General features: G+C 70.8%; 24 protein-coding genes, 1 tRNA gene and 1 rRNA gene. 17 read left to right on the plus strand and 9 right to left on the minus strand.

Annotated features, from left to right (window positions below; translation table 11 throughout):
- Positions 1-92 (plus strand): 5S ribosomal RNA (rrf, locus tag ACWEVN_RS27410); the annotation flags it as partial.
- Between the two features lie 81 nt (positions 93-173).
- Here rrf and ACWEVN_RS27415 read toward each other — a convergent pair.
- Positions 174-620, minus strand: coding sequence for an Lrp/AsnC family transcriptional regulator (locus ACWEVN_RS27415; RefSeq protein ID WP_452053210.1), 447 nt, complete (start codon positions 618-620; stop codon positions 174-176).
- 111 nt (positions 621-731) lie between these two features.
- On the opposite strand from ACWEVN_RS27415, the gene ACWEVN_RS27420 reads away from it, so the two are divergent.
- From ACWEVN_RS27420 to ACWEVN_RS27440, 5 genes are all read left to right on the plus strand, one after another.
- On the plus strand, positions 732-1,154 hold the full coding sequence (locus tag ACWEVN_RS27420; protein WP_452053211.1) for a rhodanese-like domain-containing protein: 423 nt from the start codon (positions 732-734) through the stop codon (positions 1,152-1,154).
- A 14-nt stretch (positions 1,155-1,168) separates the two neighbouring features.
- Entirely contained in the window at positions 1,169-1,915 is a 747-nt protein-coding gene (locus ACWEVN_RS27425) for a type 1 glutamine amidotransferase (protein WP_310975767.1), read from the plus strand.
- A 94-nt stretch (positions 1,916-2,009) separates the two neighbouring features.
- Positions 2,010-3,143, plus strand: coding sequence for an anion permease (locus ACWEVN_RS27430; protein WP_449686632.1), 1,134 nt, complete (start codon positions 2,010-2,012; stop codon positions 3,141-3,143).
- Between the two features lie 29 nt (positions 3,144-3,172).
- Positions 3,173-6,148: a bifunctional [glutamine synthetase] adenylyltransferase/[glutamine synthetase]-adenylyl-L-tyrosine phosphorylase gene (locus ACWEVN_RS27435; protein ID WP_449686633.1), complete on the plus strand. Its 2,976-nt coding sequence runs from the start codon at positions 3,173-3,175 to the stop codon at positions 6,146-6,148.
- Positions 6,149-6,162: 14 nt separating this feature from the next.
- On the plus strand, positions 6,163-6,588 hold the full coding sequence (locus tag ACWEVN_RS27440; protein WP_452053212.1) for an acyl-CoA thioesterase: 426 nt from the start codon (positions 6,163-6,165) through the stop codon (positions 6,586-6,588).
- Between the two features lie 69 nt (positions 6,589-6,657).
- On the opposite strand, the gene glnA is transcribed toward ACWEVN_RS27440, so the two are convergent.
- Positions 6,658-8,082: a type I glutamate--ammonia ligase gene (gene glnA / locus ACWEVN_RS27445; protein WP_086850227.1), complete on the minus strand. Its 1,425-nt coding sequence runs from the start codon at positions 8,080-8,082 to the stop codon at positions 6,658-6,660.
- A 269-nt stretch (positions 8,083-8,351) separates the two neighbouring features.
- On the opposite strand from glnA, the gene ACWEVN_RS27450 reads away from it, so the two are divergent.
- Positions 8,352-8,741: an RDD family protein gene (locus ACWEVN_RS27450; protein WP_449686655.1), complete on the plus strand. Its 390-nt coding sequence runs from the start codon at positions 8,352-8,354 to the stop codon at positions 8,739-8,741.
- Positions 8,742-8,831: 90 nt separating this feature from the next.
- On the opposite strand, the gene ACWEVN_RS27455 is transcribed toward ACWEVN_RS27450, so the two are convergent.
- On the minus strand, positions 8,832-9,560 hold the full coding sequence (locus ACWEVN_RS27455; protein ID WP_452053213.1) for a DUF4191 domain-containing protein: 729 nt from the start codon (positions 9,558-9,560) through the stop codon (positions 8,832-8,834).
- 56 nt (positions 9,561-9,616) lie between these two features.
- On the opposite strand from ACWEVN_RS27455, the gene ACWEVN_RS27460 reads away from it, so the two are divergent.
- The 6 genes from ACWEVN_RS27460 (at position 9,617) to ACWEVN_RS27485 (ending at position 14,578) form a co-directional block, all read left to right on the plus strand.
- Positions 9,617-11,713, plus strand: a complete 2,097-nt coding sequence (locus tag ACWEVN_RS27460; RefSeq protein ID WP_452053214.1) for an ATP-dependent DNA helicase UvrD2 — start codon at positions 9,617-9,619, stop codon at positions 11,711-11,713.
- Between the two features lie 206 nt (positions 11,714-11,919).
- Positions 11,920-12,177, plus strand: a complete 258-nt coding sequence (locus ACWEVN_RS27465; protein ID WP_449686637.1) for a hypothetical protein — start codon at positions 11,920-11,922, stop codon at positions 12,175-12,177.
- Between the two features lie 151 nt (positions 12,178-12,328).
- Complete coding sequence (locus ACWEVN_RS27470; protein ID WP_310975775.1) at positions 12,329-12,682, plus strand: WhiB family transcriptional regulator; 354 nt, start codon at positions 12,329-12,331, stop codon at positions 12,680-12,682.
- Positions 12,679-12,933: a hypothetical protein gene (locus ACWEVN_RS27475; protein WP_449686638.1), complete on the plus strand. Its 255-nt coding sequence runs from the start codon at positions 12,679-12,681 to the stop codon at positions 12,931-12,933. The genes ACWEVN_RS27470 and ACWEVN_RS27475 overlap by 4 nt, the downstream gene beginning before the upstream one ends.
- Positions 12,934-13,529: 596 nt before the next feature.
- Positions 13,530-14,396: a class I SAM-dependent methyltransferase gene (locus ACWEVN_RS27480; RefSeq protein ID WP_452053215.1), complete on the plus strand. Its 867-nt coding sequence runs from the start codon at positions 13,530-13,532 to the stop codon at positions 14,394-14,396.
- A complete protein-coding gene (locus tag ACWEVN_RS27485) occupies positions 14,393-14,578 on the plus strand; it encodes a hypothetical protein (RefSeq protein ID WP_449686640.1) in 186 nt (61 codons plus the stop codon). Before ACWEVN_RS27480 ends, ACWEVN_RS27485 begins: the two co-directional genes overlap by 4 nt.
- Positions 14,579-14,609: 31 nt before the next feature.
- Here ACWEVN_RS27485 and ACWEVN_RS27490 read toward each other — a convergent pair whose 3' ends face one another.
- The 3 genes from ACWEVN_RS27490 to ACWEVN_RS27500 all read right to left on the minus strand — a co-directional run bounded on the left by ACWEVN_RS27490 (position 14,610) and on the right by ACWEVN_RS27500 (position 18,107).
- On the minus strand, positions 14,610-15,497 hold the full coding sequence (locus ACWEVN_RS27490) for a hypothetical protein (RefSeq protein WP_449686656.1): 888 nt from the start codon (positions 15,495-15,497) through the stop codon (positions 14,610-14,612).
- A gap of 162 nt (positions 15,498-15,659) precedes the next feature.
- On the minus strand, positions 15,660-17,000 hold the full coding sequence (locus tag ACWEVN_RS27495; protein ID WP_452053216.1) for an ABC1 kinase family protein: 1,341 nt from the start codon (positions 16,998-17,000) through the stop codon (positions 15,660-15,662).
- Between the two features lie 60 nt (positions 17,001-17,060).
- Positions 17,061-18,107, minus strand: coding sequence for a hypothetical protein (locus tag ACWEVN_RS27500; RefSeq protein WP_452053217.1), 1,047 nt, complete (start codon positions 18,105-18,107; stop codon positions 17,061-17,063).
- A 230-nt stretch (positions 18,108-18,337) separates the two neighbouring features.
- Here ACWEVN_RS27500 and ACWEVN_RS27505 point away from each other — a divergent pair, with 230 nt between their 5' ends.
- Entirely contained in the window at positions 18,338-18,847 is a 510-nt protein-coding gene (locus tag ACWEVN_RS27505; RefSeq protein ID WP_310975782.1) for a M48 metallopeptidase family protein, read from the plus strand.
- A 78-nt stretch (positions 18,848-18,925) separates the two neighbouring features.
- On the opposite strand, the gene ACWEVN_RS27510 is transcribed toward ACWEVN_RS27505, so the two are convergent.
- Positions 18,926-20,317, minus strand: a complete 1,392-nt coding sequence (locus tag ACWEVN_RS27510; RefSeq protein ID WP_449686643.1) for a zinc-dependent metalloprotease — start codon at positions 20,315-20,317, stop codon at positions 18,926-18,928.
- A 170-nt stretch (positions 20,318-20,487) separates the two neighbouring features.
- Between ACWEVN_RS27510 and ACWEVN_RS27515 the strand changes: the two genes are divergently transcribed.
- Positions 20,488-21,513 carry a YlbL family protein gene (locus ACWEVN_RS27515; RefSeq protein ID WP_449686657.1) on the plus strand — a complete coding sequence of 342 codons (1,026 nt, stop codon included), beginning with the start codon at positions 20,488-20,490 and terminating at the stop codon, positions 21,511-21,513.
- Between the two features lie 127 nt (positions 21,514-21,640).
- Here ACWEVN_RS27515 and ACWEVN_RS27520 read toward each other — a convergent pair whose 3' ends face one another.
- Both ACWEVN_RS27520 and ACWEVN_RS27525 read right to left on the minus strand, forming a co-directional pair.
- Positions 21,641-22,705 carry a bacteriocin fulvocin C-related protein gene (locus ACWEVN_RS27520; RefSeq protein WP_452053218.1) on the minus strand — a complete coding sequence of 355 codons (1,065 nt, stop codon included), beginning with the start codon at positions 22,703-22,705 and terminating at the stop codon, positions 21,641-21,643.
- Positions 22,706-23,045: 340 nt separating this feature from the next.
- Positions 23,046-23,585, minus strand: coding sequence for a PPA1309 family protein (locus ACWEVN_RS27525; RefSeq protein WP_449686645.1), 540 nt, complete (start codon positions 23,583-23,585; stop codon positions 23,046-23,048).
- Between the two features lie 149 nt (positions 23,586-23,734).
- Here ACWEVN_RS27525 and ACWEVN_RS27530 point away from each other — a divergent pair, with 149 nt between their 5' ends.
- On the plus strand, positions 23,735-26,737 hold the full coding sequence (locus ACWEVN_RS27530; protein ID WP_449686646.1) for a UPF0182 family protein: 3,003 nt from the start codon (positions 23,735-23,737) through the stop codon (positions 26,735-26,737).
- 67 nt (positions 26,738-26,804) lie between these two features.
- Positions 26,805-26,878 (plus strand) — tRNA-Met (locus ACWEVN_RS27535).
- Positions 26,879-26,883: the final 5 nt, after the last annotated feature.

The raw sequence follows: 26,883 nt of genomic DNA on the forward strand, positions 1-26,883 counted from the left end.
CGCCCGGTCCCATTCCGAACCCGGAAGCTAAGCCTGACAGCGCCGATGGTACTGCAACCGAAGGGTTGTGGGAGAGTAGGACACCGCCGAACTTAACGTGAAGGAGAGGGCCTGGGCACGGTCGAGACGAACAGTCTCCCGGCCCAGGCCCTTTTCTCATGCCCGGGACACGCTCAACTCGGCCGAGCCGGCGACCGCCGCCGCAACGGTGACGACAACACCAGCGACGTGCTCGTCTCCCCGTACCGCTGCACCTTCTCCAGCAGCTCCTCCAGCTCCGCGGTGTCCCGGCACAGCACGCGCAGGACCCAGCACTCCTCACCCGTCACGTGATCCGCGGCCACCACCTGCGGCAGCGGCAGCACCGCCGACCGGAACCGCGGCGTGTCCAGGCTCCGCACCCGCGCCCGGACCAATGCCTCGATCGGCAGCCCCAGCTTCGTCGTGTCCACGCTCGCCGCGTAGCCCGTGATCACCCCGCGCTCCTCGAGACGGCGGACCCGCTCCGTCACCGCCGAGCCGGACAGCGACACCCGGCGCCCCAGCTCAGAAAAACTCAACCGTCCGTCCTCCTGGAGGAGCTCCAGCAGGCGCCAGTCGACGTCGTCGAGGTGGTCCACCGCAACTCTCCCGGGTTCGCAGGGCCAGAACAGCGAAATCCCCGGCCGGGCCGGGCTTCCACGCCGATTCTGCCCTGTCCGGAAACCCGCTGTCCCAGCAGGATTTACCCCATGACGCGCACACTCGCCTTCCCCGCCGCCGCACCCGAGGCCGCCGCCGCGCACTTCGCGGCCGAGCTCGGCTTCGAGGTCGATCCCGACGACCTGGTCCAGGACCTCGAAGCCGGCCGCACCGACGGCTACGTCGTCGTCGAGACCCGGGCGCCCGAAGCCTTCGCCCACGCCCGCATCCCCGGCGCGATCAACCTGCCCTATCGGGACCTGACACCGGAAAACACGCAGCACCTCGATCGCGACCTCGTGTACGTCTGCTACTGCGAAAGCTCCGTCTGCAACGCCGCCACCAAGGGCGCGCTCAAGCTCGCCCAGCTCGGCTTCAAGGTGAAACGGCTCTCCGGCGGCATCACCGCCTGGATCGCCGCCGGCTACCCGGTCGAAGGCGACAAAGCCCCGGCCATCCGCTGCGCCTGCTGACCTACCCTGGACACGTGACCCGAATCCTGATCATCCAGCCGGACACGTCGGACCCGCTGGGCCCCCTCGGCGACTGGCTGACCGAGGCCGGTGCGGAACTCGACGTCCGCCTGCAGCCGGAGCAAGACCTGCCCGAGCTCGACGGCTACCAGGCCGTCGTCTGCCTCGGCGGCGGCATGGGCGCCGAGGACGACGCCAAGCACCCGTGGCTTGCCGACGTCCGGCGGCTGCTGGCCAAGGCCGCCGCGAAGAACCTGCCCACCCTGGGCATCTGCCTCGGCTCGCAGCTGCTGGCCGTCGCCACCGGGGGCCGCGTCGAGGTCGCCCCGGACGGGCCGGAGGTCGGTCCGCACCTCGTCAGCAAGAAGGACGCGGCGTGGACCGACCCGCTGTTCGCCGACCTGCCGCTCGTGCAGGACGTCCTCCAGTTCCACACCGACGCCATCACCCGGCTCCCGCCCGGCGCCGAGCTGCTCGCGTCCTCCCCGCGCTACGCCCACCAGGCCTACCGGCTCGGGCGTTGTGTCTACGGTGTCCAGTTCCACATCGAGACGACGCCCGAAGTCGTCGAGAGCTGGGCCGCGGAATGCCCCGAGGAAGCCGAATTCGCCCGGCCCGGCTCGCTCGAGCACGACTCGCTGGTCACCGTGCACGCCGACATCGAGGAGACCTGGCGCCCGTTCGCGCAGCGGTTCGTCAAGCTGGCCGCCGGAGAACTCGAGCCCGCGCTGACGAGTCAACGGACGTTACCGCTGGCTTAACGACAGAGGTCACAACCAGCAACGTCCTGTTAACGCCAGGCGTACCCGTCAGGTACCTTGCGGGAGAAGTCCCCACAAGGGTGCGGAGGTCGGGGTGCAACCCTCGTTGCTGGTCGTGGTCGTCGTCGTCACGGCCCTCATTTTCGATTTCACGAACGGGTTCCACGACACCGCGAACTCGATGGCCACGTCGATCGCCACCGGGGCGCTCAAGCCCCGCGTGGCCGTCGCGATCTCGGCGGTGCTGAACCTGGTCGGCGCGTTCCTCTCCGTCGAAGTCGCCAAGACGATCTCCAGCGGCCTGGTGGACGACACCAAGATCGGCCCGGCGATCGTCTTCGGGGGGCTGATCGGCGCGATCGTCTGGAACCTCGTGACGTGGTTCGTCGGCCTGCCGTCGAGTTCGTCGCACGCGCTGTTCGGCGGCCTGATCGGTGCCACCTGGATCTCCGCGGGGGCCGACTCGGTCCACTTCGGAAAGATCGTCGAGAAGGTCCTGCTCCCGGCCGCGGCCAGCCCGGTCATCGCCGGGCTCGTCGCGATGACCGCCACCTACCTCGTCTACCGCTTCCTGGTTCGCGGCCGGCCCGCCACCCGCGGGTTCAAGGTCGGCCAGATCGTCTCGGCGTCCCTGGTCTCGCTCGCGCACGGCACCAACGACGCGCAGAAGACGATGGGCGTCATCACGCTCACCCTCGTCACCGCGGGCAGCCTCCCCGCGGGCGCGTCGCCGCCCATCTGGGTGATCATCAGCGCCGCGTGCGCGCTCGCGCTCGGCACCTACCTCGGCGGCTGGCGCATCACCCACACCCTGGGCAAGGGCCTCACCGACATCGAGGGCCCGCAGGGCTTCGCCGCCCAGACGAGCTCGGCGCTGGTCATCCTGGTCTCGTCGCGGCTGGGCTTCCCGCTGTCGACGACGCACGTCTGCTCCGGCGGGATCGTCGGCTCCGGCGTCGGCCGCCGGGACGCGCCGGTCCGCTGGCGGATGGCCGGCCGGATGGTCGTCGCCTGGCTGTTCACGCTGCCTGCCGCCGCGATCGTCGGCGCGATCTCCGGCAAGATCGCCTCGCTCGGCAACGCCGGCACCATCGCCGTGGGCGTCGCCGGGGCCGGCGTCGGCCTCGGCATCTACCTGCTTTCGCGACGCCACCCCGTCACCGCGCACAGCTTCCAGGTGCCCGAGCCGACGCCCGCCGGGACCGAGCCGGGCCGGCTCGCCGCCTGAGCCGCGTTCCCCGGCTACGGTGGTCGGTGATGGCAGACCGCGCGCGAACGACCGCTTCGGCGGCGAGGTACGGCTTCACCGACTCCCGTGCCGAGGGTCAGTTGCGCGCGGCCGGCTGGTGGGCCGACGCCGGCCCGGTCGAGGCGGCCGCCGACGTGCTCGCGGCGTTGTCCCGCACCGCCGACCCGGACCTCGCGCTGCGCGGCCTGGACCGGATCCGCGAGGCCGACGCCGCCGAGTGGGCCGAGCTCGAAGCGCAGCTCCGCGGCCACCGCACCTTCCGCGGACGGTTCCTCAGCGTGCTCGGGACGTCGAGCGCGCTGGCCGACTTCCTCGCCGCGAACCCGGAGCAGTGGCGCTCGCTCACCGGCGACAAGTGCACCGACTCCGCCTGCTACCGCGAGGCCCTGCGCACGGCGCTCCTGGACGACGACGGTTCCGTGCTCACCGGGCTCAAAGCCGAGCAGGCCCTCAAGATCGCCTACCGCGGCCAGCTGCTCGGCATCGCCGCCGCCGATCTCGGGCACGTCGTCGAGGCCGGGCTCGAGCACCCGGGCTACGCCGAGGTCGCGGCGCAGCTGACCGTGCTCGCGGAGGCCGCGCTCGCGGCCGGGCTGGTCGTCGCCGAGGCCGAAGCCGGCGCGTCCGCCGAAGGCACCCTGGCGGTCATCGCGATGGGCAAGACCGGCGGCCGGGAGCTCAACTACGTCAGCGACGTCGACGTCATCTTCGTCGGCGAAGGCGACCTCGGCCTCGCGACGCGGCTGGCGAGCACGATGATGCGGGTCGTCGGCAAGGCGTGCTTCGAGGTCGACGCGGCGCTGCGCCCCGAGGGCAAGGCCGGCGCGCTCGTCCGCACGCTGGACGGCCACCACGGTTACTACCAGAAGTGGGCCAAAACCTGGGAGTTCCAGGCGCTGCTCAAGGCGCGGCCGGTGGCGGGCGACGCCGAGCTCGGCCGCCAGTACGCCGAGATGGTGGCGCCGCTGGTGTGGTCGGCGGCCGACCGGGAGAACTTCGTCGCCGAGGTGCAGCAGATGCGCCGCCGGGTCGAGGGGCATGTGCCGTCCGAGCACGCCGACCGCGAGCTGAAGCTGGGCCGCGGCGGCCTGCGTGACGTCGAGTTCGCGGTGCAGCTGCTGCAGCTCGTGCACGGCCGGGTCGACGCGGACCTGCGTTCACCGTCCACGATGGACGCGCTCGAGGCGCTCGGCGAAGGCGGCTACGTCGGCCGTCAGGACGCCGCCGAGCTGGGCGCGTCGTACGAGTTCCTGCGGATGATCGAGCACCGGCTGCAGCTGCGGCGGCTGCGCCGGACGCACCTGTTCCCGGCGCCCGCGGACACCGACGAGCTGCGGATCATCGCCCGCTCCAGCGGGATCAAGGCGAGCGGCGGCAAGACCCAGGGCGAGGCGCTGCTCGCGGAGTTCCGGCGGCACGGCAAGGGCATCCGGCGCCTGCACGAGAAGATCTTCTACCGGCCGCTGCTGCAGTCGGTGGCGAACGTGCCGGCCGAGGCGCTGCGCCTGACCACGAAGCAGGCCGCCAGCCGCCTGGCCGCGCTCGGCTACACCGCACCCGACGGCGCGCTCCAGCACATCAAGACCCTGACCGCGGGCGTCTCGCGCCGCGCGGCGATCCAGCAGGCGCTGCTGCCGGTGCTGCTCGACCTCTTCGCCGACACCCCGGACCCCGACGGTGGCCTGCTGTCGTACCGGAAGGTGTCCGAGGCGCTCGAAGAAACCCCGTGGTACCTGCGGGTCCTGCGCGACGAGGGCACGGTCGTGGAGAACCTCGCCTTCCTGCTGGGCACGTCCCGGCTGGTGCCGGACCTGCTGGTCCGCGCGCCGGAGGTGCTGCAGCTGCTCGGCGACCCGGCCCGCCTGCTGGGCCGCACGCCCGCCGAGGTGGCGACGTCGCTGCGGGCCGCCGTCCGGCGCCAGCCCGGGCTGAACGCGGCCATCGCCGCCGCGCGTTCCCTGCGGCGGCACGAACTCCTGCGCGTCGCCTGCGCGGACCTGCTCGGGCTGCTCGATGTGCCGGCGGTCTGCGAAGCGCTGTCTTCGGTGTGGGTCGCGGTACTGCAGGGCGCTCTGGCCTCGGCGTTCCGCCAACGGCAGGCCGAGCTCGGCCGGACGCCGGCGCGCATCGCCGTCATCGGCATGGGCCGGCTCGGCGGCGCCGAACTCGGCTACGGCTCCGACGCCGACGTGCTCTTCGTGTGCGAGCCGTCCGAAGGGGTCTCGGACTCCGACGCCGTGAAGTTCGCTTCGTCGGTCGCGGAGACCGTCCGGAAGATGCTGGGCGCGCCGAGTTCGGACCCCGCGCTGGAGGTCGACGCCGACCTGCGCCCGGAGGGCCGGAGCGGGCCGCTGGTCCGCACGCTGGAGTCCTACCGCGCGTACTACGCGAGGTGGGGCGAGGTCTGGGAGGCACAGGCGCTGCTGCGCGCCCGGTTCATCGCGGGCGACGACGACCTCGGCGACCGTTTCATCGCGATGATCGACCCGATCCGCTACCCCGAAGGCGGCCTGGACGCGACGAAGGCGCGTGAGATCCGCCGCATCAAGGCCCGGGTGGAGACGGAGCGAATGCCACGCGGCGCCGACGCGACGTTGCACACGAAGCTCGGCCGCGGCGGCCTCGCGGACGTCGAGTGGACGGTGCAGCTCCTGCAGCTCCAGCACGCCCACGAGGTCGAGGGGTTGCGGACGACGTCGACGCTCGACGCGCTGGCGGTGCTCCCGGAGGCGGGCCTGGCCGAGCAGCCCGAAGCGGACTCGCTGGCCGAGGCGTGGCTGCTGGCGACCCGCGTGCGCAACGCGGGGATGCTGGTGCGCGGCAAGGCGGTCGACCAGGTGCCGGGCTCGGGCCGCGACCTGGCGGCGGTGGCCCGCGTCCTCGGCCACTCGGCGGGCGACGACCCCGGCGAGTTCCTCGACACGTACCGCCGCATCACCAGGCGGGCGCACGCGGTGGTGGAGCACCTGTTCTACGAGGCCTGACCTACAGTGGCCTGGTGACCGATCGCGAGCCGTTCCGGACCCGGATCAAGGTCCGGCACTACGAGCTGGACACCCTGGGCCACCTCAACCACGCCGTGTACCACTCGTACGGCGAGGTATCCCGCTTGGAACTCCTCGAAGCGGCGGGCGCGCTGAAGGGGCTGCCGGGCCTGGCTTCGGTGCTCCTGGAGACCCACGTGGTGTTCCGCCGCGAGCTGCGCGCGGGCGACGAGGTCGACGTGACGTGCGAAGTCAAGTTCGGCAGCGGCAAGACGTTCAGGATGGATTCCAACATCCTCAAGCCGGACGGCACACTGGCCGCGGAGATCACCTGCACGCTGGGGTTGATGGACCTGGAGCGCCGCAAACTGGTGGCGAACCCGCGCGGCCACTACGAAGCGGCGGGCGCGGACATGAAGCTGCTGTCGCCATCGGAGTGAGACGAGAAACGCCGGTGGCGAGGGCTTTTCGCTCCTCGCCACCGGCGTGTCCGTGGGCGTACTAGCCGATCACACGTCGTAGTACAGGGCGAACTCGTACGGGTGGGGGCGCAGGCGCAGCGGGTCGATCTCGTTCTCGCGCTTGTACGAGATCCACGTCTCGATCACGTCGGGGGTGAACACGCCGCCCTCGAGGAGGTAGTCGTGGTCCGCTTCCAAGGTGTCGAGGACCGTGCCGAGGTCGCCCGGGACGAGCTTGACGTCCTTGGCCTCCTCGGGCGGGAGCTCGTAGAGGTCCTTGTCGATCGGCTCCGGGGGCTCGATCTTGTTCCGGATGCCGTCGAGGCCGGCCATCATCATCGCCGAGAACGCCAGGTACGGGTTGCCTGACGAGTCCGGGCAGCGGAACTCGGCGCGCTTGGCCTTCGGGTTGTTGCCCGTGATCGGGATGCGGACGCACGCCGAGCGGTTGCGCTGCGAGTAGACCAGCGAAACCGGGGCCTCGAAGCCCGGGACCAGGCGGTGGTAGGAGTTCACCGTCGGGTTCGTGAAGGCCAGCAGGCTCGGCGCGTGCTTGAGCAGGCCGCCGATGTAGTGGCGCGCGGTGTCCGACAGGCCGGCGTAGCCCGACTCGTCGTGGAACAGCGGCTGGCCGTCCTTCCACAGCGACTGGTGGCAGTGCATGCCCGAGCCGTTGTCACCGGCGAGGGGCTTCGGCATGAACGTCGCCGTCTTGCCCGCCGCGAACACCGTGTTCTTCACGATGTACTTGAACAGCTGCAGGTCGTCCGCCGCGTGCAGCAGCGTGTTGAACTTGTAGTTGATCTCGGTCTGGCCGGCGGTGCCCACCTCGTGGTGCGCGCGCTCGATCTCGAAACCGGAGCCCTGCAGGTTGCGGACGATGTCGTCGCGCAGGTCGGCGAAGTGGTCGACCGGCGGGACGGGGAAATAGCCGCCCTTGAACTTCGTCTTGTAGCCCTGGTTGCCGCCGACCTCGTCGGCGCCGGTGTTCCACCAGCCCTCGATCGAGTCGATCTCGTGGAACGAGGCGTGCTCGGCGGAGTCGAAGCGGACCGAGTCGAAGATGTAGAACTCGGCTTCGGGACCGAAGTAGACGTTGTCGGCGACGCCGTACTCGGAGATGTACTGCTCGGCCTTGCGCGCGATGTTGCGCGGGTCGCGGCTGTACGCCTCCCGGGTGAACGGGTCGTGCACGAAGAAGTTGAGGGCCAGCGTCTTCGCCTTGCGGAACGGGTCGATCCGCGCGGTGGCCGCGTCCGGCAGCAGCAGCATGTCGGACTCGTGGATGGACTGGAAGCCGCGCACCGAGGAGCCGTCGAACGCGAGACCCTCTTCGAAGGCCTCTTCGGTGAAGGCCTTCGCGGGAACCGTGAAGTGCTGCATCACGCCGGGCAGGTCGCAGAACTGGACGTCGATGACCTCGACGTCCTCATCGGCGATGAGGCGCTGGATGTCGTCTGGAGTAGTGGGCACCCTCGGTGACTCCTTCTCGTTCGAGCTCGTACGGCAGTGCTCTCTTCGGCTCACGCTAAAAGTGCGGTGTTGCCCGACCGTCACCCGTATGTTTCGCCGGTGTTAACGGGTGGTCGATATCGGGTATCCGACCAGGTCGGATGTGCTCCACGCCACCGGCATACCCTGGACGGGTGGCGAGATGGACCGGTGAATGGCTGCCCGGCACCGGCGACGGTGGTCCGGGTACTGATCAACACGGCTCGCGGTGGCCGGGCGAGAAGTTCGGTTTGCCGGAATCGGGCGTCGGCTCGGCGGCGAGCGGGGGCGCGCGGCTGCTCGGGCTGATCGTCGACCTCGTGGTGGCGGCCCTGGTCACGGCCATCTTCCTGCACCCGAGCCTGCAGGACCCGGCCGCGATGCAGCAGTTCAACCTCTGGTCCGGCGGCGTCTGGGCGGTCATCTCGGTCGTCTCGGCCGGCTTCTTCGGCTTCACGCCGGGGATGGCCGTCGTCGGCATCCGCGTCGCCCGGCTCGACGGCGCCGCGCTGGTCGGCCCGCTGCGCGCGCTGGTCCGGGCCGCGCTGACGTTCGTGCTCATCCCGGCGGCGGTCCGCAACGCCGACGGCCGCAGCTGGCTCGACCGGCTGACCGGCACCGTGGTCATCCGGATGCGCTGAGGGCCGTGACCCCGAGCGGTACCGGCGGCCGGGCGCATGTGAAAAGGCCCCCACCCGGGATCCGGGCGGGGGCCTTCTCGTACGCGGGGGTCAGCGGCGGCGGATCGTCCGCTGGACGTTGCGCATCTTCGCGCCGGCCGGCATCGGGCCCTTCGGCAGGGCCGCGCCGCGGTTGCCGAGGGCGGCCAGCTTCGCCTCGAGCGCGTCGACCTGGGCCGGCTTGAGGTTGCGGGGCAGCTTCATCAGGTAGCCCTGGAGCTTCTTCAGCGGGAGCTGGCCCTCGTCGTGGCCGATCGTCACGTCGTAGATCGGCGTGTCGCCGATCAGGCGGGAGACGCGCTTCTTCTCCTGGGCGAGCAGCGTCTTCACGCGGTGCGGCGCGCCTTCGGCGACCAGCACGACGCCGGGGCCGCCGAGGACCCGGTGCACCGCGTCGAGCTGGGTGGTCGCCGCCACGGTCGGCGTCACCTTCCAGCGGCCGCGCAGGTTCTCCAGCGCCCACGCCGCGGCGCCGGGCTGGCCGTCGGCCTTCGAGTAGACCGTCTTCTGGACGCGCCGGCCGAAGATGATCATGGCGAGCAGGGCGCCGAGGATCAGGCCCAGCGGCAGCAGCACCCACTGCGCGCCGAAGAAGAACCCGATGCCGAACGCCACGCCGGCGACGACGACGATCGCCCCGACCATCCACGGGATGAGCCAGGGGTCTTCCTTGCGCTGCATCTTGAAGGCCTCGAAGAGCTGGCCACGGCGTGCCTTGCTCGCCGCGCGCTTCTCCTTCTTGGCCTGCTTGGCCGCTTCCTTGTCCTGCTTACCCGCCATATGACCAGGATACGGCCGCGTGCCCCTGCCCCGTTTCCCCGTCCCCCTCTGCGAGGATGCCGGACGTGACCGGCGTACTTTCACCCAGGAGCCTGAACCGTCTGCTCGATGGCCTCGACCCCGAGCAGCGCGCCGCCGCCAGTGCCCCACGGGGGCCGGTCTGCGTGCTCGCCGGCGCCGGCACGGGCAAGACCCGCACGATCACCCACCGGATCGCCCACCTCGTCCGGTCCGGGCACGTTTCCGCCGGTCAGGTCCTCGCCGTCACCTTCACGACGCGCGCCGCGGGGGAGATGCGGACCCGGCTGCGCGGCCTCGGCGTCGACGCGGCGCAGGCGCTGACGTTCCACGCCGCCGCCCGCCGCCAGCTCCGGTACTTCTGGCCGCGCGTGGTCGGGGACCGGCCGTGGGACCTGCTGGAGAACAAGCTGCGGTACGTCGGCCAGGCCGCGAACCGGGCCAAGCTCGGCACCGAGGTCGAGGTCCTGCGCGACCTGGCGAGCGAGATCGAGTGGGCGAAGGCGTCGCTGATCAGCCCGGACGACTACCCGGCCGTCACCGCGCGCGCCCAGCGCGACATCCCGGCGCCGGCGGCGCAGGTCGCCGAGGTCTACCGGAGCTACGAGGAGCTGAAGAACGCGGCGCAGGTGCTCGACTTCGACGACCTCCTGCTGCACACGACCGCGGTGCTCGAGGAGCACGGCGCCGTCGCCGAGGAGTTCCGGGACCGCTACCGCTGCTTCGTCGTCGACGAGTACCAGGACGTCACGCCGCTGCAGCAGCGCCTGCTCGACGCGTGGCTCGGCGGCCGCGACGACCTGACCGTCGTCGGCGACGCCAACCAGACCATCTACTCCTTCGGCGGCGCGTCGCCGCGGCCGCTGCTGGAGTTCACGCGGCGCTACCCGGACGCCACCGTCGTCCGCCTCGAACGCGACTACCGGTCGACGCCCGAGGTCGTCGCGCTGGCCAACCGCGTGATCGGCGCGGCGCGGGGCCGGCCGGCGGGCTCGCGGCTGAAGCTGATCGGGCAGCGGCCGCCGGGACCGGAGCCGCGCTTCGCCGAGTTCGACGACGAGGCGGTCGAGGCCGGCGCGGTCGCGCGCCGGGTGCGCGAGCTGCTCGACGGCGGTGTGTCGGCGAGCGAGATCGCGGTCCTCTACCGGATCAACGCCCAGTCGGAGGCCTACGAGTCGGCGCTGGCCGACGCCGGCATCCCGTACCTGGTCCGCGGCGGCGAGCGGTTCTTCAACCGGACGGAGGTCCGGCAGGCGATGTCCGCGCTGCGGGCGGCGAGCGGCGACGTCAGTTCCGACCTGGTCACGACGGTGCGGTCGGTGCTCGCGCGGGTCGGCCTGACCGAGTCGCCGCCGGCGGGTGGCGCGGCGAAGGAACGCTGGGACGCGCTGCTGGCGATCGTCGAGCTGGCCGAGGAGCTCGCCTCGACGGTCGAGGACGCCGACCTGCCCCGGTTCAACGCCGAGCTCGACCAGCGCGCCGCGGCCCAGCACCCGCCGACGGTCGAGGGCGTGACGCTGGCGTCGCTGCACGCGGCGAAGGGCCTGGAGTGGGACGCGGTGTTTCTGGTCGGCCTGGCCGAGGGCACGATGCCGATCCTGCACGCCGACGGCGACGAAGCGGCGATCGAGGAGGAGCGGCGGCTGTTCTACGTCGGCGTCACCCGGGCCCGCGAGCACTTGTGGCTGTCCTGGGCGCTGGCCCGCACGCCGGGCGCGCGGCGCAACCGGCGGCGCAGCCGGTTCCTCTACGGCCTGGTCCCGGAGGACCACCCGGCGGCCAGGGTGGCACGGTCCCAGCAGCAGAAGCCGTCGACGCCGGTCAAGACGCGCTGCCGCGTCTGCGGCGGGCCGCTGCTGGAGACCCTCGACGTCAAGCTGGGCCGCTGCGGGCGCTGCCCGTCCACAGTGGATGAGGACCTGCTGGAGCGGCTGAAGTCGTGGCGCGCCGACCGGGCGCGCGAGCTCAAGGTGCCGGCGTTCGTCGTCTTCACGGACGCGACGCTGATGGCCATCGCCGAGCAGCGCCCGGCCGACGAGGCGGCGCTGGTGTCGATCTCCGGCATCGGCGCGACGAAGCTCGAGCGCTTCGGCGCGGAGATCCTCGGCGTCGTCCGGGCCTCGACGGGTTCTTGACCGCGTCCGGACCATGATCGACGCGGCGAACCCGCTGCTCAGGGGCGATCTTCGTAACTTCGAGGATTTTCCCGTTAATTGAGTTGCACCGGTGTGGTGGAGAGCAATAACCTGCCAGTACCGAGCCCGAAGGGCTCGACTGGGGATCTACGGACAGCGCCGCTCGGCGGCCGCGTGTACAGAGTACAGAAGGAGGTGCCGGTGAAATGACCATCAACATGACGCTCACGAACCCGGGCACCCGTCTGTCCTGCGCCGCGGAAGTTGCGGCTGCTCAGCGCCCGGGCACCGATGTGTTCGCGAGCGCTCACGAGATCCGTGGCATGCGGCGCGTCTCGCGTCGTTGGGCCACCGGTGTCGTCGTCTTCGGGACGCAGGGCGTTGTCGCCGCGTACCCGCAGGCCGATCTGCCGACCATCAAGCAGTTCCGTGTTCCGTTGTCGATACGGGAGCGAAGTTCCTGACCTAGTCAGGACACGAGGCTCACGAAGGCCGCGGAACCGGAAAACCCGGATCCGCGGCCTTCGTGTTTTTGGCTGCACAACCCAAGAGGAACCAGCGTTGCCCAGCTCCAGCACTCAACCGAAAACCCGTACGACACAAGGAGGAACCCCCATGTCTTCGGCCATCGCCTACACCTCGGGTGAGGCAATATTCGCCGACCTGCTCGACCCGATCGACGTCCCCGACGTCGCGCTGCCCTGCCGTTCGGGCGACGCGGACCTGTGGTTCGCGGAGTCCCCGGCCGAGCTCGAGCGCGCCAAGGCGCAGTGCGCGGACTGCCCGGTCCGCGAGGCCTGCCTGGCGGGCGCCCTGGCCCGCCGCGAGCCCTGGGGCGTCTGGGGCGGCGAGATCTTCGAGCGCGGCGCGGTGATCGCGCGCAAGCGGCCCCGAGGCCGCCCGCGCAAGAACGCAGTCGAGCCCGCCGCGGCCAAGGCCGGCGGCGATCACCGGAGCGCCGCCGCATGAGCGTCGAACCGGTCACCACGAGGGATTACGAAGCCCACCCCCGCAGCGAGCAGCTGCAGCTGACGAAGACCGAGATCGAGGAGATCAGCGAGATGTTGCTTTACGAAGAACTGTCCAGGGCCCGAATACGGGACCTGGAGGAGGGGGTCCGCGCCCAGCGGGCCCGAGGTAGCGTCCGCGCCGCCCGGCGATGGTCGCGAGTGGCCCGGTGGGCTGCTCGTCGGGCTGAGCGGTATCAGGACCAGAGCTGAGCGCAGGCCCCTGCCGCCCCCTGTTCGGGGGTGGTGGGGGCCTTCGCGCTTTGGTGCGCGGTCTGGTGGGAGCGCACGGCTTGGCCAGGTAGTGGCTGGCGCGGCCCGGGGGGTGGTGCTGTGGGGCCCGACGGTCGGCGCGGTGCGGTTTGGTCCGGCGGGTGGGTGGCGTGGCGCGGTTTGGGTGGGGCCGGTGGGTGGCGTGGCGCGGTTTGGGTGGGGCCGGTGGGTGGCGTGGCGCGGTTTGGTCCGGCGGGCGGGTGGCGTGGCACGGTTCGGTCCGGCGGGCGGATGGTGCGGTGCGGTATGGCCCGGTGGGCGGATTGCGGGGCGCGGTTTGGGTCGGCGGGTGGCGCGGTTCCGCGGTGGTGCGCGGCTGGGCCGGAGGCACGCCCGCAGGAGTGGTCGCGTGCGGGCAGTTGTCGGTCCGGGGCGGGCTGAGGGCGTGGCCGGGCCGGGGCGCGTGGTCGCTGCGGTGTGGGTGTCGGTGCGCCGCGCTGTGCCGGGCGGGCGGGTGCGCTGGTGCGGCTTGGCCTCCTTTCGGTGGTCTCGTCGCGTGGGGCTCCGGGAGTCGGTTGCTGGTGTTGAATGGGGTGATGTCCGGACATTCCCACGGCGACATCGACTGGGCGGACCGCCTGGCTCAGTTGCGCATGGCCGATGCCCTTGATGCCGAGGCGCTTGGGCCCGTTGCTCGGCGGCTGGTCGGGTCCGTGGTGGCTCGGCCGACCGTTGTCGATGTCGGGTGTGGGGCCGGGGGGATGAGCGTGCTCTTCGCGCGTGAGCTTGCCCTCGGCTCCGGTGGGACCGTTGTGCTCTTCGATGCCACTCCCAAGCTGCTTGTCGAGGCCGAACGGGCCGTTGCCGAGGTGGCCGGGAACTCCGTTGAGGTGGTCAGCCTGCTCGGGGACCTCACCGATCCCGCTCTGGCCGTTCCCGCTGCCGATCTTGTCTGGGCGTCCGGGGTGGTGCACCACGTCGGTGATCAGCAAGCCGCCCTGCGGACGCTGGCCGGCTTGTTGCGGGCCGGTGGGGTGCTGGCCGTCTCCGAGGGTGGGCTCGAGATGCGGTGCCTTCCGTGGGAGCTGGGTGTCGGGCGGCCCGGGTTGGAGCAGCGGTTGCTCGCCGCCCGGGGGGCTTGGTTCGAACGGATGCGGGCCGGGGTTGCGGGCAGCGTCGGCATGCCCTACGGCTGGCCGCGGGCTCTTCGCGAAGCCGGGCTCGAGGATGTCGAATCCTTCGGTGCTCTCATCGATCACCCGATGCCCGGCTCGGACCTGCTGCGTGCGTACGTCGTCCAGCGCGTCGGGTGGCTTGCGGAGTCGGCCGGGGACTGGCTCGATGCCGATGACCTCGCCGCCGTGGCCGCGCTCACCGATCCGCGGAGCCCGGACTATCTCGGCCACCGGGACGATCTTTACCTGCTCGGCGCCAAGGCGATCCACTGTGGACGGTTGCGGTGAGCGCGCCGGAGCCGGTGGTGTGCACGCGGTGCGGGCGGGCTCGCGCTGCCGATGATGATCCGGCTACGGCGCTCGCCTGGGTGTCCACCCGTGAGCGGGGCGCGCTGCGGTGGCTCTGCCCGGACTGCGCCCGGCAGCATGTCCGGGACATCGAAGGCAAGCTGCCGGACGAGTACTGGTGATCACTTCGACCTCCTGAGCGTGGTGGCGGCATCAGGCCGCGTCACCGATCGGTGCCTGCGGGACTGCGCGGACCTTGGGGCGGGGTGTCCGGGACGCGTCGCCGTACGCCCTGGCCAGCTCCTGCGCCACTTCCTGGGGGACCTTCTGCAACTGCCGGACCGTGCAGCGGACCAGGACGATTCCCGTCGCCGCCAGGGCCAGGTGGCTGAAGCCGCCTCCGGGGCCCGGGGTGCAGCGGTACTGCCAGGCCAGGCCGAGCTCATCCCACCAAGCATCCGCCTCGCCGATGCGGCGGCCGCGGCGGTCGCAGATCGTCTGGTCCCAGCTCGGCGGCGGCAGCGGTACGTGGTCGAGGACGCGGGCGGCCAGGCCGTGGGCCTGGATCGGCCCCTCGTCGAGCTCGCGCAGCACCCTGCGGACCAACGCCGTGCCGCGCTGGGGGCCGGCCTCGAGCTCCGCCAGCAGCTCCTGGCGGTTGCAGAGGCCCCAATACAGCGGCAGCGTCAGCAGGTGCCGGATGCGGGCCGGGTCGGGTTCCGAGCGGGCCAGGTCCAGCGTCGCCCTCGCCGGCGGCGCGAACGGGAGGTCGTCGACCTCCACCGGGTCCGGCAACCGGGCCGTGCGCGCGAGGCGGACGCCTTCGCAGGCCACCACCCGGCAGTGGTGGGGCACCAGCAGGTGGATGTCGGTTTCCGCCGGGCACTTCACGCCGTGGGCCTGCAGGGCGTCGGCCCCGGTGATCACCACCCCGGGCCCGTACCGGACGATCGCGGCGTGCAGCAGCTGCTGCCGCGTCGGAGCCGTGTTGCGGAGCAGGACGACACCGGGGTGCAGGCGGCGCCACGGCCCTCCCGGGCCGCAGAGCCGCCGGGTTCTTCGGTCGGATATGCCGGCTCGGCGTAACTGTTCGAGGTTCATCACCTCGCACCCGCGCGGGTTACGAATGGTGAGCGGATCGGTGCACTGTGTAGCAGTCATACAAAGATCATGACCGCTCGGCCAACCGGGTGGAACCCCATCCCCGCCGCTTGTGGACAACTCGACCGCAACCCGCCGTTCGAGGCCCAACCTGTGGACAACTCAGGCAGCGAACCCGGGCTGCCAGCGCTCGACGATGCCGCGGGCCGGGATCTCGGCGTCAAGTTGGCAGAGGATGCCCGTCGACCCCGCCGTCACCCGGTGGATCATCAGGTACTCGGGCGGCAGGTTGAGCGAACGGCCGACCCGGAAGTCGTTGCCGCGGCTGTCGCCGACCCGTCCGGCCTGCTTCTGCATCCAACGCCGGGTGAAGTGGAACGTCGGCGCCGCCAGCGGCTCGGTGAACGGTGCGAGGTAGGCGAGCACTTCCTCCGCGGTCAGGTCGCTGTCCGGCTTGATGAACCGGTTCTCCCGCAGCAGGCGCATCAGCTCGGCGGACTCGCCGTCCAGCGCCAGCCGCGTCATCTCGCCGAGGTGGCGGGGGATGCCTTCGGGCAGCCGGGCCACCCCGCCGAAGTCGATGACGCACAGCCTGCCGTCTTCGGTGATCATGAAGTTGCCCGGGTGCGGGTCCGAGTGCAGCAGGTGGACGCGCTCGGGCGACGAGTAGTGGAACTCCGCCAGCAGCCGGCCCGCCAGGTTCCGGGTCTCGCGATCACCGTCCGCGATCACCCTCGACAGCGGGGTGCCGTTCGCCCACTCCGTCACGACGACCTTCGGCGCGCTCGCCACCACCCGCGGCACCAGGATGCCGGGGTCGCCCTCGAACGCCTTCGCGAAGGCGCGCTGGTGCTGCGCCTCGGCCTGGTAGTCGAGCTCCTCGTTCATCCGCTCCGAGAGCTCGGCCAGCAGCGGCTTGACCTCGGTGCCGGGCACGAACGCCTGGAACAGCCTGCTGAACCGCTGCAACTGGCGCAGGTCGCTGCGCAGGGCCTCGTCGGCGCCCGGGTACTGCACCTTGACCGCGACCGCGCGACCGTCGTGCCAGACCGCGCGGTGCACCTGGCCGATGCTCGCGGCCGCCGCCGGCTCGTCGTCGAAGGACGCGAACCGGCTGCTCCAGGTGCGGCCCAGCTGCTCGGCGAGCACCCGGTGGGTCTGCCGGACAGACATCGGCGGCGCGGCGGCCTGCAGCTTCGTCAGCGCCTCGCGGTACGGCTTCGCCATGTCGTCCGGGACCGCCGCTTCGAACACGCTCAGCGCCTGGCCGAACTTCATCGCGCCGCCCTTGAGCGTGCCGAGCACCTCGAACAGCTGCTCGGCGGCCTTCGCCGACAGCGTCGCGTTCACCTGTTCCGCGCTCTGGCCCGCGAGCCGCTTGCCCCAGCCGCCGACCGCCCGGCCGGCGATGCCGAGCGGGAGACTGGCGAGCTTGGCGGTACGGGCGGCACCCTTGCGCGGCATCGCGGTGTCACGATCGGCTGGGTCGCGGAAGTCGGTCACACCCGCGATTCTGCCCTGCGGTCTCGGCCACGCGCAGCCTGCGCACGACGTCTTCGTGGGCTACGTCTCCGAGATCACCTCCCGGGCACCGCACCGGCAGAGCGGGTGCGGCGGCCAGCCCTGGTGCCGGATCCGGCCGTCGAAGGCGTCGATTTCGAGGGTCGCGTTCCACGTCGGCGGGGCCGGCGCGCTCGGGGACAGCACCCGCATGGCCTGGGCGACGGCCAGCGACGCGCAGGACTGGACCGCGCCGAGGTCGGGCCGCTGGTGCCGGCCGGCGAGCTGCCCGGCGACGCGCGGCCAGCACGGGTCGCGCTCCGTGCGGTGCAGGTCGGCGCAGCGCAGGCACGAGCTGCGGCCGGGCACGACCAGGGGCCCGACGATCGCCGTGCCGTCGCGGACGCGCGCCGCCAGGTGCGGGACGCCGTCGCCCATCAGCTCGGCGACGAGCTCGGGCGCCGGCACGACGGCGTCGGCGAGCAGGGCGAGGTTCGGGTGCCGGTCGTGCAGGCGGGTGACGCGGACCTCGGGATCGACCCGGCGGAGCAGGTCGGCGAGGGCGTGGCGCCGGGACCGGCCCAGGTCCGCGGCGGTGAAGCCGGAGCCCAGGTCGTGCTCGGTCACCGTGCCCGGGACCTGCAGCTCGACGTGCCCGATGCCGGCGTTGGCCAGCAGCACGGCGGCCGCCACCGCCACCCGGCCCTCGCCGTGCACGGAGATCGCGGCGGCGCGCCGCCGCTCGGCCATCGCCGCCTGGTGGTGCCGGGCGCGCAGCGACCAGAGCCCGGGCTCGCCGCGCAAGCCCGGGCCGTCGGGGCGGCCGGCGTCGGTGACCAGGCCGAGCGCGGTCAGCTGCCGCAGGAGCGTGTGCAGCTGCTCGCGGTGTTCGCTCTCCGCGAGCAGAAGCCGCTCGACGGGTTTGCTGCCGTCGAGGGCGCGCACTTTCGCGAGGAGGTGCGGGGACAGGTTTTCGACGATCACGCCGTGGCGCGGATCGAGGCCGATCTGGATCTCGCGGGGGCCGCGTTCGAGCACGGTGAGGCCCGGGAGCAGGGCAGGGTGGGCCGGCAGGAGGACCGGCGGCATGTCCGCGGTGTCGAGGATCATGTCCGCAGGATCGCACCCGGTCGCGACGGGAAGGCCCCGCAAGGAGCCGGAACGGCCGAGTTGTCCACAAGTGGAACCGGCTGTGGACAACTCGGGTCTGTGACCTCAAGGCGCTCGGAGTTGTCGGTGCCTGGCCTTACCGTTGTCGGGTGGTCGAAGCACGGATGCCCTCACTGAGAGGCCGGGGGGACACGAACCCCTCGTCGGACACACCCGGACACAAGGTCGAAGTGCGGCGCAGCCAGCGCCGGCACCGGACGGTCACCGCGTATTGGAACGACGACACGCTCGTCGTGCTCATCCCCGCGCGGATGACCAGGGCGGAGGAGAAACACTGGGTCGCCGAGATGGAGCGCAAGCTGCAACGCTCGGAACCACGTCGGCCGGCGTCGCCGAAGACGTCGGACGAAGCCCTGCTGGCGCGCTGCGCGCTGCTGTCGGGCAAGTACCTGGGCGGCACCGCGGTGCCGGCGAGCGTCCGCTGGGTGCCGCCGATGCGCACGCGGTGGGCGTCCTGCACGCCGGTCGACGCGACCATCCGGGTCAGCGAACGGCTGCGGAAGGTGCCTCCGTGGGTGCTGGACTACGTGCTGGTGCACGAGCTGGCGCACCTGCGGGAGCCCGGGCACGATGCGGCCTTCTGGGCGCTGGTGCAGCGGTACCCGAAGACCGAGCGGGCGATCGGGTACCTGGAGGGGTTGTCGGCCGCGGCCGGGTGGGGGATCTCCATGGAGGATTGACGGGGTGACCGCCTGGGGCCGGACAGCAGAAGGCCGGTGTCCCGCTGTTTGCGGGGCACCGGCCGTCCGGAGCTCAGTTCAGGACTGCTTGCCGCCCTCTTCCGATGGGGGCTCGTCCTTCTCGCGCTCCGAACGCTCCGAACGTTCCGAGCGCTCGGCCTGCTCTGCCTGTTCCGTGCGCTCCAGCTCGGCGATCGGGTCCAGGTCGTCGATCGAACCCGCCGAGCCCACTCGGTCCGCGAAGTCGATCGGCTCGTCCAGGTCCTCGGCCGTCGGCATCAGGTCCGGGTGGGACCAGAGGCCGTCGCGCTTCTCCGTGCCGTGGCGGTCGCCCACCAGCTTCCACAGGTTGGAGGCGTCCCTCATGCGGCGGGGGCGCAGCTCGAGGCCGACCAGGGTGGCGAACGTCTGCTCGGCCGGGCCGCCCGTTGCACGGCGGCGGCGGAGCGTCTCGCGCAGGGCGTCCGCTCCCGGCAGGCGGTCGCCCACCGCTTCGGCCACCACCACGTCGACCCAGCCTTCGACCAGCGCGAGCAGCGTCTCCAAGCGCCGCAGCGCCGCCTTCTGCTCCTCCGTCGTCTGGGGCTCCAGCAGGCCCGAGGACATCGCCTCTTCGATGCTCGCCGGGTTCGCCGGGTCGATGCGGCCGGCCAGGGACTCCAGGGCCGACGTGTCCACCGAGATCCCGTGGGCGAACTCCTCGACCGTCGCCAGCAGGCGCTGCCGGAGCCACGGCACGTGCGTGAACAGGCGCTGGTGGGCCGCTTCGCGGGCCGCCAGGAACACCAGGATCTCGCTGTTCGGCAGCTCCAGGCCCTCGGCGAACTTCTCGATGTTCGCCGGCAGCAGGGCCGACGTGCCGGCCGGGGCCAGGGGGAGGCCGATCTCGGTCGAGGTCAGCATCTCCGACGCGAGCTGGGCCAGCGCGTTGCCGAGCTGGGAGCCGAAGGCCATGCCGCCCATCTGCCCCATCATCTGGAGCAGCGGGCCCGCGGCCTGCTTGGCCTCCTCCGGCAGCGCCTCCATCCAGGCACCCGACACCTGCCGGGCCACCGGGTCGCACAGGCGCTGCCACGTCGGGAGCGTCTTCTCCACCCAGGACCGGGGCGACCAGGCGACCGTCGACGTCGCGCCGGCCGGGTACACCGTGGCCGCGTCGAGCCAGAGCTCGGCCAGGTGGGCCGCGTCGCGGACCGCCGCGTTCGCGTCGTCACCGCCCCGGAAGCCGAGCTTGCTCTCGCCGGTGTTGCCGGCGCTGCCCAGGGTCTGGAGGGCGATCTGCTTGGCGAGGTCGTAGTTCACCGGCCCGCTGGAGCTGCCCGCCTGGCTGAGCATCTGGCCCAGCTGGCTCAGCATCTGCCCGAGCTGGTTGAAAGCCTCGGCGCCGGACTGCTGCCCGCCTTCCGAGGGGTCGTTCTCACCTCGTTTGTCGGGATCGGAAGGTCCGAAGCCGAACGGGGGTTTGCTCATGTGTCCACCGTACGCGGGTCGAGGCCCGCCGAGCGCGTCAACCGTGGCCTTCACCGGGAAGCGAACGCGGTCACCGTACGCTGTCGGTCGTGACCAAGTCCTCCGAGGAGACCGCCCCCGCGAAGAGCGCCCCGGAACCGGCGCCGGAGCCGGCCGGCGAGGCCCGCCGGATGACCCGCCGTGGCTGGACGCTCGTGGTCAGCGGCTCGCTGTTCCTGATCTTCGTGGTGCTCGGGTCGGTCGTGCCGGTGCCGTTCGTGGCCATCAGCCCCGGCCCGACCTACGACACGCTGGGTCGCGACGCGGCGGGCAACCCGGTCATCCAGGTCAGCGGGCACGAGACCCACCCGACCACCGGCGAGCTGCGGATGACGACCGTCTCCCTGCACGACGGCGTCACCCTCTTCCAGGGTCTCGGCTTCTGGGCGAGCGGCCGGTACGCGCTGGCCCCGCGCGAGGAGTACTTCAAGCCCGGCGAGACGAACGAGCAGGTCAAGCAGGAGAACATCCAGCAGCTGCAGGACTCGCAGACCAACGCCCAGGTCGCCGCCCTGCGCAAGCTGGGCAGCCCGATCAAGGTGGTGGCGAAGCAGATCGTCTCCGGCAGCCCGGCCGACCACGTGCTCTCGCCCGGCGACAAGCTGATCACCGTCAACGGCAAGAAGATCGTCGAGGCCGCCGACGTGCGGGCCGCGCTCACCGGCACCCTGCCCGGCCAGACCGTCCAGATCACCTTCCAGTCCGACGGCCAGCCCGAGCGGACCGTGCCGCTCACCCTCGCCGCGCGCCCGGACCGCAAGGAGGGCTTCATCGGCCTGACCGCGGTCGACCGCGCCGACGTCCCCTTCACCGTGAACATCTCCCTGCAGGACGTCGGCGGCCCGTCCGCCGGGCTGATGTTCACCCTCGCCATCATCGACCGGCTCAAGGGCGACGACATCGCGGGCGGGCGGCACATCGCCGGTACCGGCGAGATCACCGAGACCGGCGAAGTCGGCCCGATCGGGGGAATCTCGTTCAAGGTCGTCGGCGCCCGCGAGGCCGGCGCCACCGACTTCCTGGTGCCTGAGCACAACTGCGCCGAGGCCAAGACCACCGCGCCGGCCGGCCTCAACCTGATCAAGGTGTCCACACTGGACGACGCGCTCGCCCAGCTGGCCAACCTGAAAGCCGGGCGGCCGACGGCGTCCTGCTGACGCGGCGGGTCCCGAGGACGGGCTCCGCCCCCGGTGCCGAAGGCAAAGTGACACCGGGGGCGTCGCGGAACGGCCGGGCTTCCCGCATTGACGGGGCCACCCGAACCGAACCGTAGGTCAGCCGGCCCTACAGGCACGAATAGCAGGCGCCGTCGCACATCCCGTCACAGGCATAGTCGTAGAAGAGCCCGCATCCGGGATATCCGGCTACGCAGACCCCCCTGGTCGGATTCCCCTGGCAGCCTTGGCACGGCAAGCACGCAATCGCACAGAAGTCACTCTCCTGGCTGCAATTGCAGGACAGCGGCCCTCCGCCCGCCAAGGGCAGGGACTGAGCCTGCGGTGATGCCGAAGTGCCGGCGTCGGCGGTCCCCAATGTGGCGAGGATTCTGCCGGCTTCTTCCTTGCCGAAAGCGGCTATGGCCACCCGCTGCAGCTCTTGCAACTGCTTTTCGATCGCCGGTTCTTCGATGGCTTTCGGTTGGAAAACCGATTCGACGGCGGCGAGCGCGGACGCCTGGTCGAGGACCGACGCTTGTTCGGCCGAAAGATTCGGATGTGACTTCCGGTAGCGCACAATCTGCTCGACCCACAGGTTGCTGCGATTGCGCGGTGTCAGCGCGCCGACAACCGCTCGCCTGTCCGCCATCGGAAGAGCGGTCACTTCGTCGTAGGTCTGCGGGAGCCGGCCCGCGCGGTCGGTGACCTCACGCAGCCTGCGACCCTGCTCGGCGGCGAGGGCCGGGGTTTTGCCCATCCCCAGTACGGCGATCGCCAGGCCGACGCCGGCGGCGAGGTGCAGGAACTTCCCCCGGTTCAGTTCCCGGCTCGGTGCCTGTCCGGTGCCCTGGACGGCCAGCCATTCGTCGGATTCCCGCTTGAGCCGGCCCAGCGCGGTCAGGATCCGGATCATCCGCCAAGGCCCGATCCGGCGTAGCAGGGGAAACGCCATGGCCAGCCCCAGCCATGCACGGACGCCGGTTCCGGTCGCTCCGATCAGTGTGGGTGCGTTCCGTGCTTCCGGGCCCAAAGCTTGGTGCCGCCACTGTTCCACCTGGGGATCGGACAGCGGCAGCACCTCCAGCTTTTCGTTGCAGGCGGCGGCGACGGTGACGGAGATTTGCCGACAGGTCATGCAGGTACCGTCGAAGGCGAGGATCAATCGACCGGCAGATGGTTCTTCGAGTTCCACAAACTGCCTCCGTATCAAGAGGAATTCAAAAAGGAATTGCCTGCAGATACGCGCGACGATGTTCTCCGTCGCGCAGACTGGAGATATGTCGAGGAAGGCTCAATTGTGCCGAGCTGTTTGAATGGTAGTAATGTGCGCGGGAACATGCAATAAGGCCGGCATGTATGCCATTGTCGTCACCCTCCCCGGAAGACGCATCAGGAAATGACGTTAGCAGCCAACCGATTGCTTTGCAAGGTTGGCAATTTGTCGCATTGTCACCCTTAATGGGACAAATGGGGCGCAGACTTCGGAAAACGTAGATCGACAGCGTTCCGGTGACCGATTCGGCATGGTCGAGTCAAGGAAGCAAGGTCATCTTGAGCGCTTCGACGAGGTTCGGTGCCAGGTCGGGGCTTTCCACGATCTCGTCCATCGACTCGTCCGTGCCGGCGCCGCGCAGCCGCATCACGCAGGCGCCCTCCCCGTCGCGCAGGACGGCCGCGACCAGGCGGGCCTCCGTGCGCTGCGGGTGGTCGGCGGCCGCGCGGCGGAGGCTCTCGGCGTCCGCTTCGGCGACGTCCGGCAGCTCCGACTCCGAGCCCGGCGGCAGCACGATGATCTCCTGGGCCAGCGCGCACCCGATGACCAGATCCGGCCACGCGATCCGGCCCAGCGCCTCGGCCAGGTCGCCCTCGGGCAGCGCTTCCTGGGCGACCGGCGTCAGCGGGTTCGCCCGGTCGAGCTGCCCGGCCAGCTCCGGCTGCTCGTCCAGCAGCGCCGCCGTCGGCACCAGCGCGAACAGCTGCGGCGGCTGGTCCCAGCCGCCCGCGGCCATGAAGTCCTCGATTTCACGGGCGAGCGCGGCCACGCCGGCCTGTCGCGCTTCGTTCGCTGCCATGCGCACATCGTGTCAGGTCGGCCGGGCCGCCGACGCCGCGAGTCCGGTTTGGGCGGGTCCCGGGAACTTCACCGGGCATCCGTAGAGTTAGGGAATCAGGGGGCGCACGCGCCCCTGCTCAAGTGTTGACGAAGACAGGAGCGTGTGCCGTGGCGACTCGGCCCCCGGTGAGCCTGCCGAAGCTGTCCCGGCGGAGCCGGATCCTCCTCATCATCGCCGCGGTGATCGTGCTGGCGTTGCTGCTCGGGGCCCGGCTCCTCGACACCTACGTCGACTGGCTGTGGTTCGGCGAAGTCGGCGCGCGGTCGGTGTTCACCACCCAGCTGATCACCCGCGTGATCCTTTTCTTCGCCGTCGGCCTGCTCGTCGGCGGCGCACTCGCGATCAGCCTGATGATCGCCTACCGGACGCGCCCGGTGTTCGTGCCGATCTCCGGCGCCGACGACCCGCTGGCGCGCTACCGCTCGGCGATCGTCGCCCGGATCCGCCTCTTCGGCGTCGGCATCCCGGTGCTCACCGGCCTCATCGCCGGCCTGTCCGCCCAGGGCGACTGGCAGGTCGTGCAGCTGTTCCTCAACGGCACCTCGTTCGGCCAGACCGACCCCGAGTTCGGCAACGACGTCGGCTTCTACGCCTTCGACCTGCCGTTCATCAACTGGCTGCTCGGCTGGCTGTTCATCACCGTCGTCATCTCCTTCTTCGGCGCGCTGATCTCGCACTACGTCTTCGGCGGCATCCGGCTCGCCGGCAAGGGCGGCCAGCTCGCCGGCCCGACCCGCGCGCAGCTCGCCATCACCGTCGGGCTCTTCGTGCTGCTGAAGGCGGTCGAATACTTCTTCGACCGGTACAACCTGCTGCTGTCCGATCGTGCTTTCCCGCTGTTCATCGGCGCGACCTACACCGACCTCAACGCGGTCCTGCCGGCCAAGCTGATCCTGCTGTGCATCTCGGTGATCTGCGCGATCGCCTTCTTCGCCGGTGCCTTCCTGCGCAACCTGCAGCTGCCGGCCATCTCGCTCGTGCTGCTGATCCTGTCCGGCATCCTGGTCGGCGTCGCCTGGCCGGCCATCCTCGACCAGTTCTCGGTCAAGCCGAACGCGAACGAGAAGGAAGCGACGTCCATCCAGCGCAACATGGACGCCACCCGCCGCGCCTTCGGCCTCACCGACGTCCAGTACCAGCCCTACACCGGCAAGTCGGACGCCACCCCGGACCAGATCAAGGCCGACACCGGGACGATGTCCAACATCCGGCTGCTGGATCCGAACATCCTGTCCGACACCTTCACCCAGCGCGTCGGCCGCGAGAACTTCTACGGCTTCCCGGCCAAGCTCGACATCGACCGCTACACCGTCGGGGGAGTGACGCAGGACTACATCGTCGCCGCCAAGGAGATCAAGACCGAGGGCCTCACCGGCAACCAGACCAGCTGGATCAACAAGCACCTCGTCTACACCCACGGCAACGGCTTCGTCGTCGCGCCGGCCAACACGATCGACCGCGCGGTCAAGGACGCCAACTCCGACGGCGGCTACCCGATCGCCACGACCAGCGACACGCAGAATCCGACGGGCGCCGGCTCGTCCGGGTCCGGCCAGCCCGGCATCGAGGTCAGGGAACCCCGCATCTACTACGGCGAGCTGTCCGCCGCGGAGTCCGACTACGCCATCGTCGGCGGTACCTCCGGCAACGCGCCCGGCGAGTACGACACCGCCACCGACCGCTACACCTACAAGGGCAGCGGTGGCGTCTCGATCGACAACTGGTTCAACCGCCTCGCCTTCGCCGCCGAATACGGCGAACGCAACATCCTGTTCTCCGACGCCATCGGCGACAACTCCAAGATCATGTACAACCGCGACCCGCGCGACCGCGTCAGCAAGGTCGCGCCGTGGCTGACCCTCGACGGCGACCCGTACCCGGCGGTCGTCGACGGCAAGATCCAGTGGATCATCGACGGCTACACCACGCTCAACAACTTCCCGTACGCCCAGCAGACCCAGCTCGGCGCGGCCACGAACGACTCCCTCAACGGCGTCGCCCGCCAGGCCAACAGCTCCATCAACTACATCCGCAACTCGGTCAAGGCCACCGTCGACGCCTTCAACGGCACCGTGACGCTGTACTCGATCGACGACAAGGAACCGGTCCTCAACGCCTGGGAGAAGGTCTTCCCCGGGCTCGTGAAGCCGAGCTCCGAAATCTCCCCGGACCTGCGGGCCCACTTCCGCTACCCCGAGGACCTGTTCAAGATCCAGCGCGAACTGCTGTCGCGCTACCACGTCAGCAACCCGCAGGAGTTCTACTCGCAGCAGGCCTTCTGGAGCGTCCCGCAGGACCCGACCGCCGAAGGCGGCTCCAACCCGGCCGCGGCCGGCGCGGCCAACCAACCCGGCTACTACGTCCTCGCCGACACCCCGGGCCAGACCAAGCCGACGTTCCAGCTGACCAGCTCCCTGACCGGGCAGCAGCGGCAATACCTCGCATCCTGGATGTCGGTCTCCTCCGACCCGGCCGACTACGGCAAGATCCGCGTCCTCCAGCTACCCAGCGCCGCCACCGGAGCCACCCAGGTCGACGGCCCGGTCCAAGTCCAGAACCGGTTCCAGAGCGACTCCCGCGTCGCCCAGGACCGCACCCTCTTCAACAACCCCAACGTCACCCCCATCTACGGCAACCTGATCACGCTCCCGGTCGCCGACGGCTTCCTCTACGTCGAACCCGTCTACATCCGGCAGCGCAACCAGAACAGCTACCCGCAGCTGGCCCGCGTCCTCGTCTCCTACGGACCCAAGGTCGGCTACGGCGCCACCCTCCAGGAAGCCCTCGACCAGGTCTTCGGCGCCGGCACCGGCGAAGCCACCACCACGCCACCCCAAGCCGGCCAGCCCACGACCAACCCACCCACCTCCACCAACCCGACCACCACCCCGCCCGCCAACAACGGCGGCGGCAACGCGGCCCTCGACCGCGCGGTCGCCGACATCCAATCGGCCATCGCCAAACTCAAAGCCGCCCAGCAATCCGGCAACTTCACCGACCAAGGCGCCGCCCTCGCCGCCCTCGACGCAGCCGCCCGCGCGTACGAAGCAGCCAAGACAGCCGCCCCCGGGACCAGCACCGCACCGCCCAGCACCCAGCCCGGAGGGTGACCTCGGTAACGCCGACGGCACCTGCTTTGCACCCCCGCGAAACGAGGGCGTAAGGTAGGTGCCACGACGCGGGGTGGAGCAGCTCGGTAGCTCGCTGGGCTCATAACCCAGAGGTCGCAGGTTCAAATCCTGTCCCCGCTACAGAG

The organism is Amycolatopsis sp. NPDC003861 (assembly GCF_053605405.1).

Coding starts and splice junctions, on each gene's coding strand:
- ACWEVN_RS27420 (WP_452053211.1), top strand. CDS start 732: ATGACGCGCACACTCGCCTTCCCCGCCGCCGCACCCGAGGCCGCCGCC.
- ACWEVN_RS27435 (WP_449686633.1), top strand. CDS start 3,173: ATGGCAGACCGCGCGCGAACGACCGCTTCGGCGGCGAGGTACGGCTTC.
- ACWEVN_RS27455 (WP_452053213.1), bottom strand. CDS start 9,560: ATGGCGGGTAAGCAGGACAAGGAAGCGGCCAAGCAGGCCAAGAAGGAG.
- ACWEVN_RS27460 (WP_452053214.1), top strand. CDS start 9,617: ATGCCGGACGTGACCGGCGTACTTTCACCCAGGAGCCTGAACCGTCTG.
- ACWEVN_RS27465 (WP_449686637.1), top strand. CDS start 11,920: ATGACCATCAACATGACGCTCACGAACCCGGGCACCCGTCTGTCCTGC.
- ACWEVN_RS27470 (WP_310975775.1), top strand. CDS start 12,329: ATGTCTTCGGCCATCGCCTACACCTCGGGTGAGGCAATATTCGCCGAC.
- ACWEVN_RS27475 (WP_449686638.1), top strand. CDS start 12,679: ATGAGCGTCGAACCGGTCACCACGAGGGATTACGAAGCCCACCCCCGC.
- ACWEVN_RS27480 (WP_452053215.1), top strand. CDS start 13,530: ATGTCCGGACATTCCCACGGCGACATCGACTGGGCGGACCGCCTGGCT.
- ACWEVN_RS27490 (WP_449686656.1), bottom strand. CDS start 15,497: ATGAACCTCGAACAGTTACGCCGAGCCGGCATATCCGACCGAAGAACC.
- ACWEVN_RS27500 (WP_452053217.1), bottom strand. CDS start 18,107: ATGATCCTCGACACCGCGGACATGCCGCCGGTCCTCCTGCCGGCCCAC.
- ACWEVN_RS27510 (WP_449686643.1), bottom strand. CDS start 20,317: ATGAGCAAACCCCCGTTCGGCTTCGGACCTTCCGATCCCGACAAACGA.
- ACWEVN_RS27515 (WP_449686657.1), top strand. CDS start 20,488: ATGACCCGCCGTGGCTGGACGCTCGTGGTCAGCGGCTCGCTGTTCCTG.
- ACWEVN_RS27525 (WP_449686645.1), bottom strand. CDS start 23,585: ATGGCAGCGAACGAAGCGCGACAGGCCGGCGTGGCCGCGCTCGCCCGT.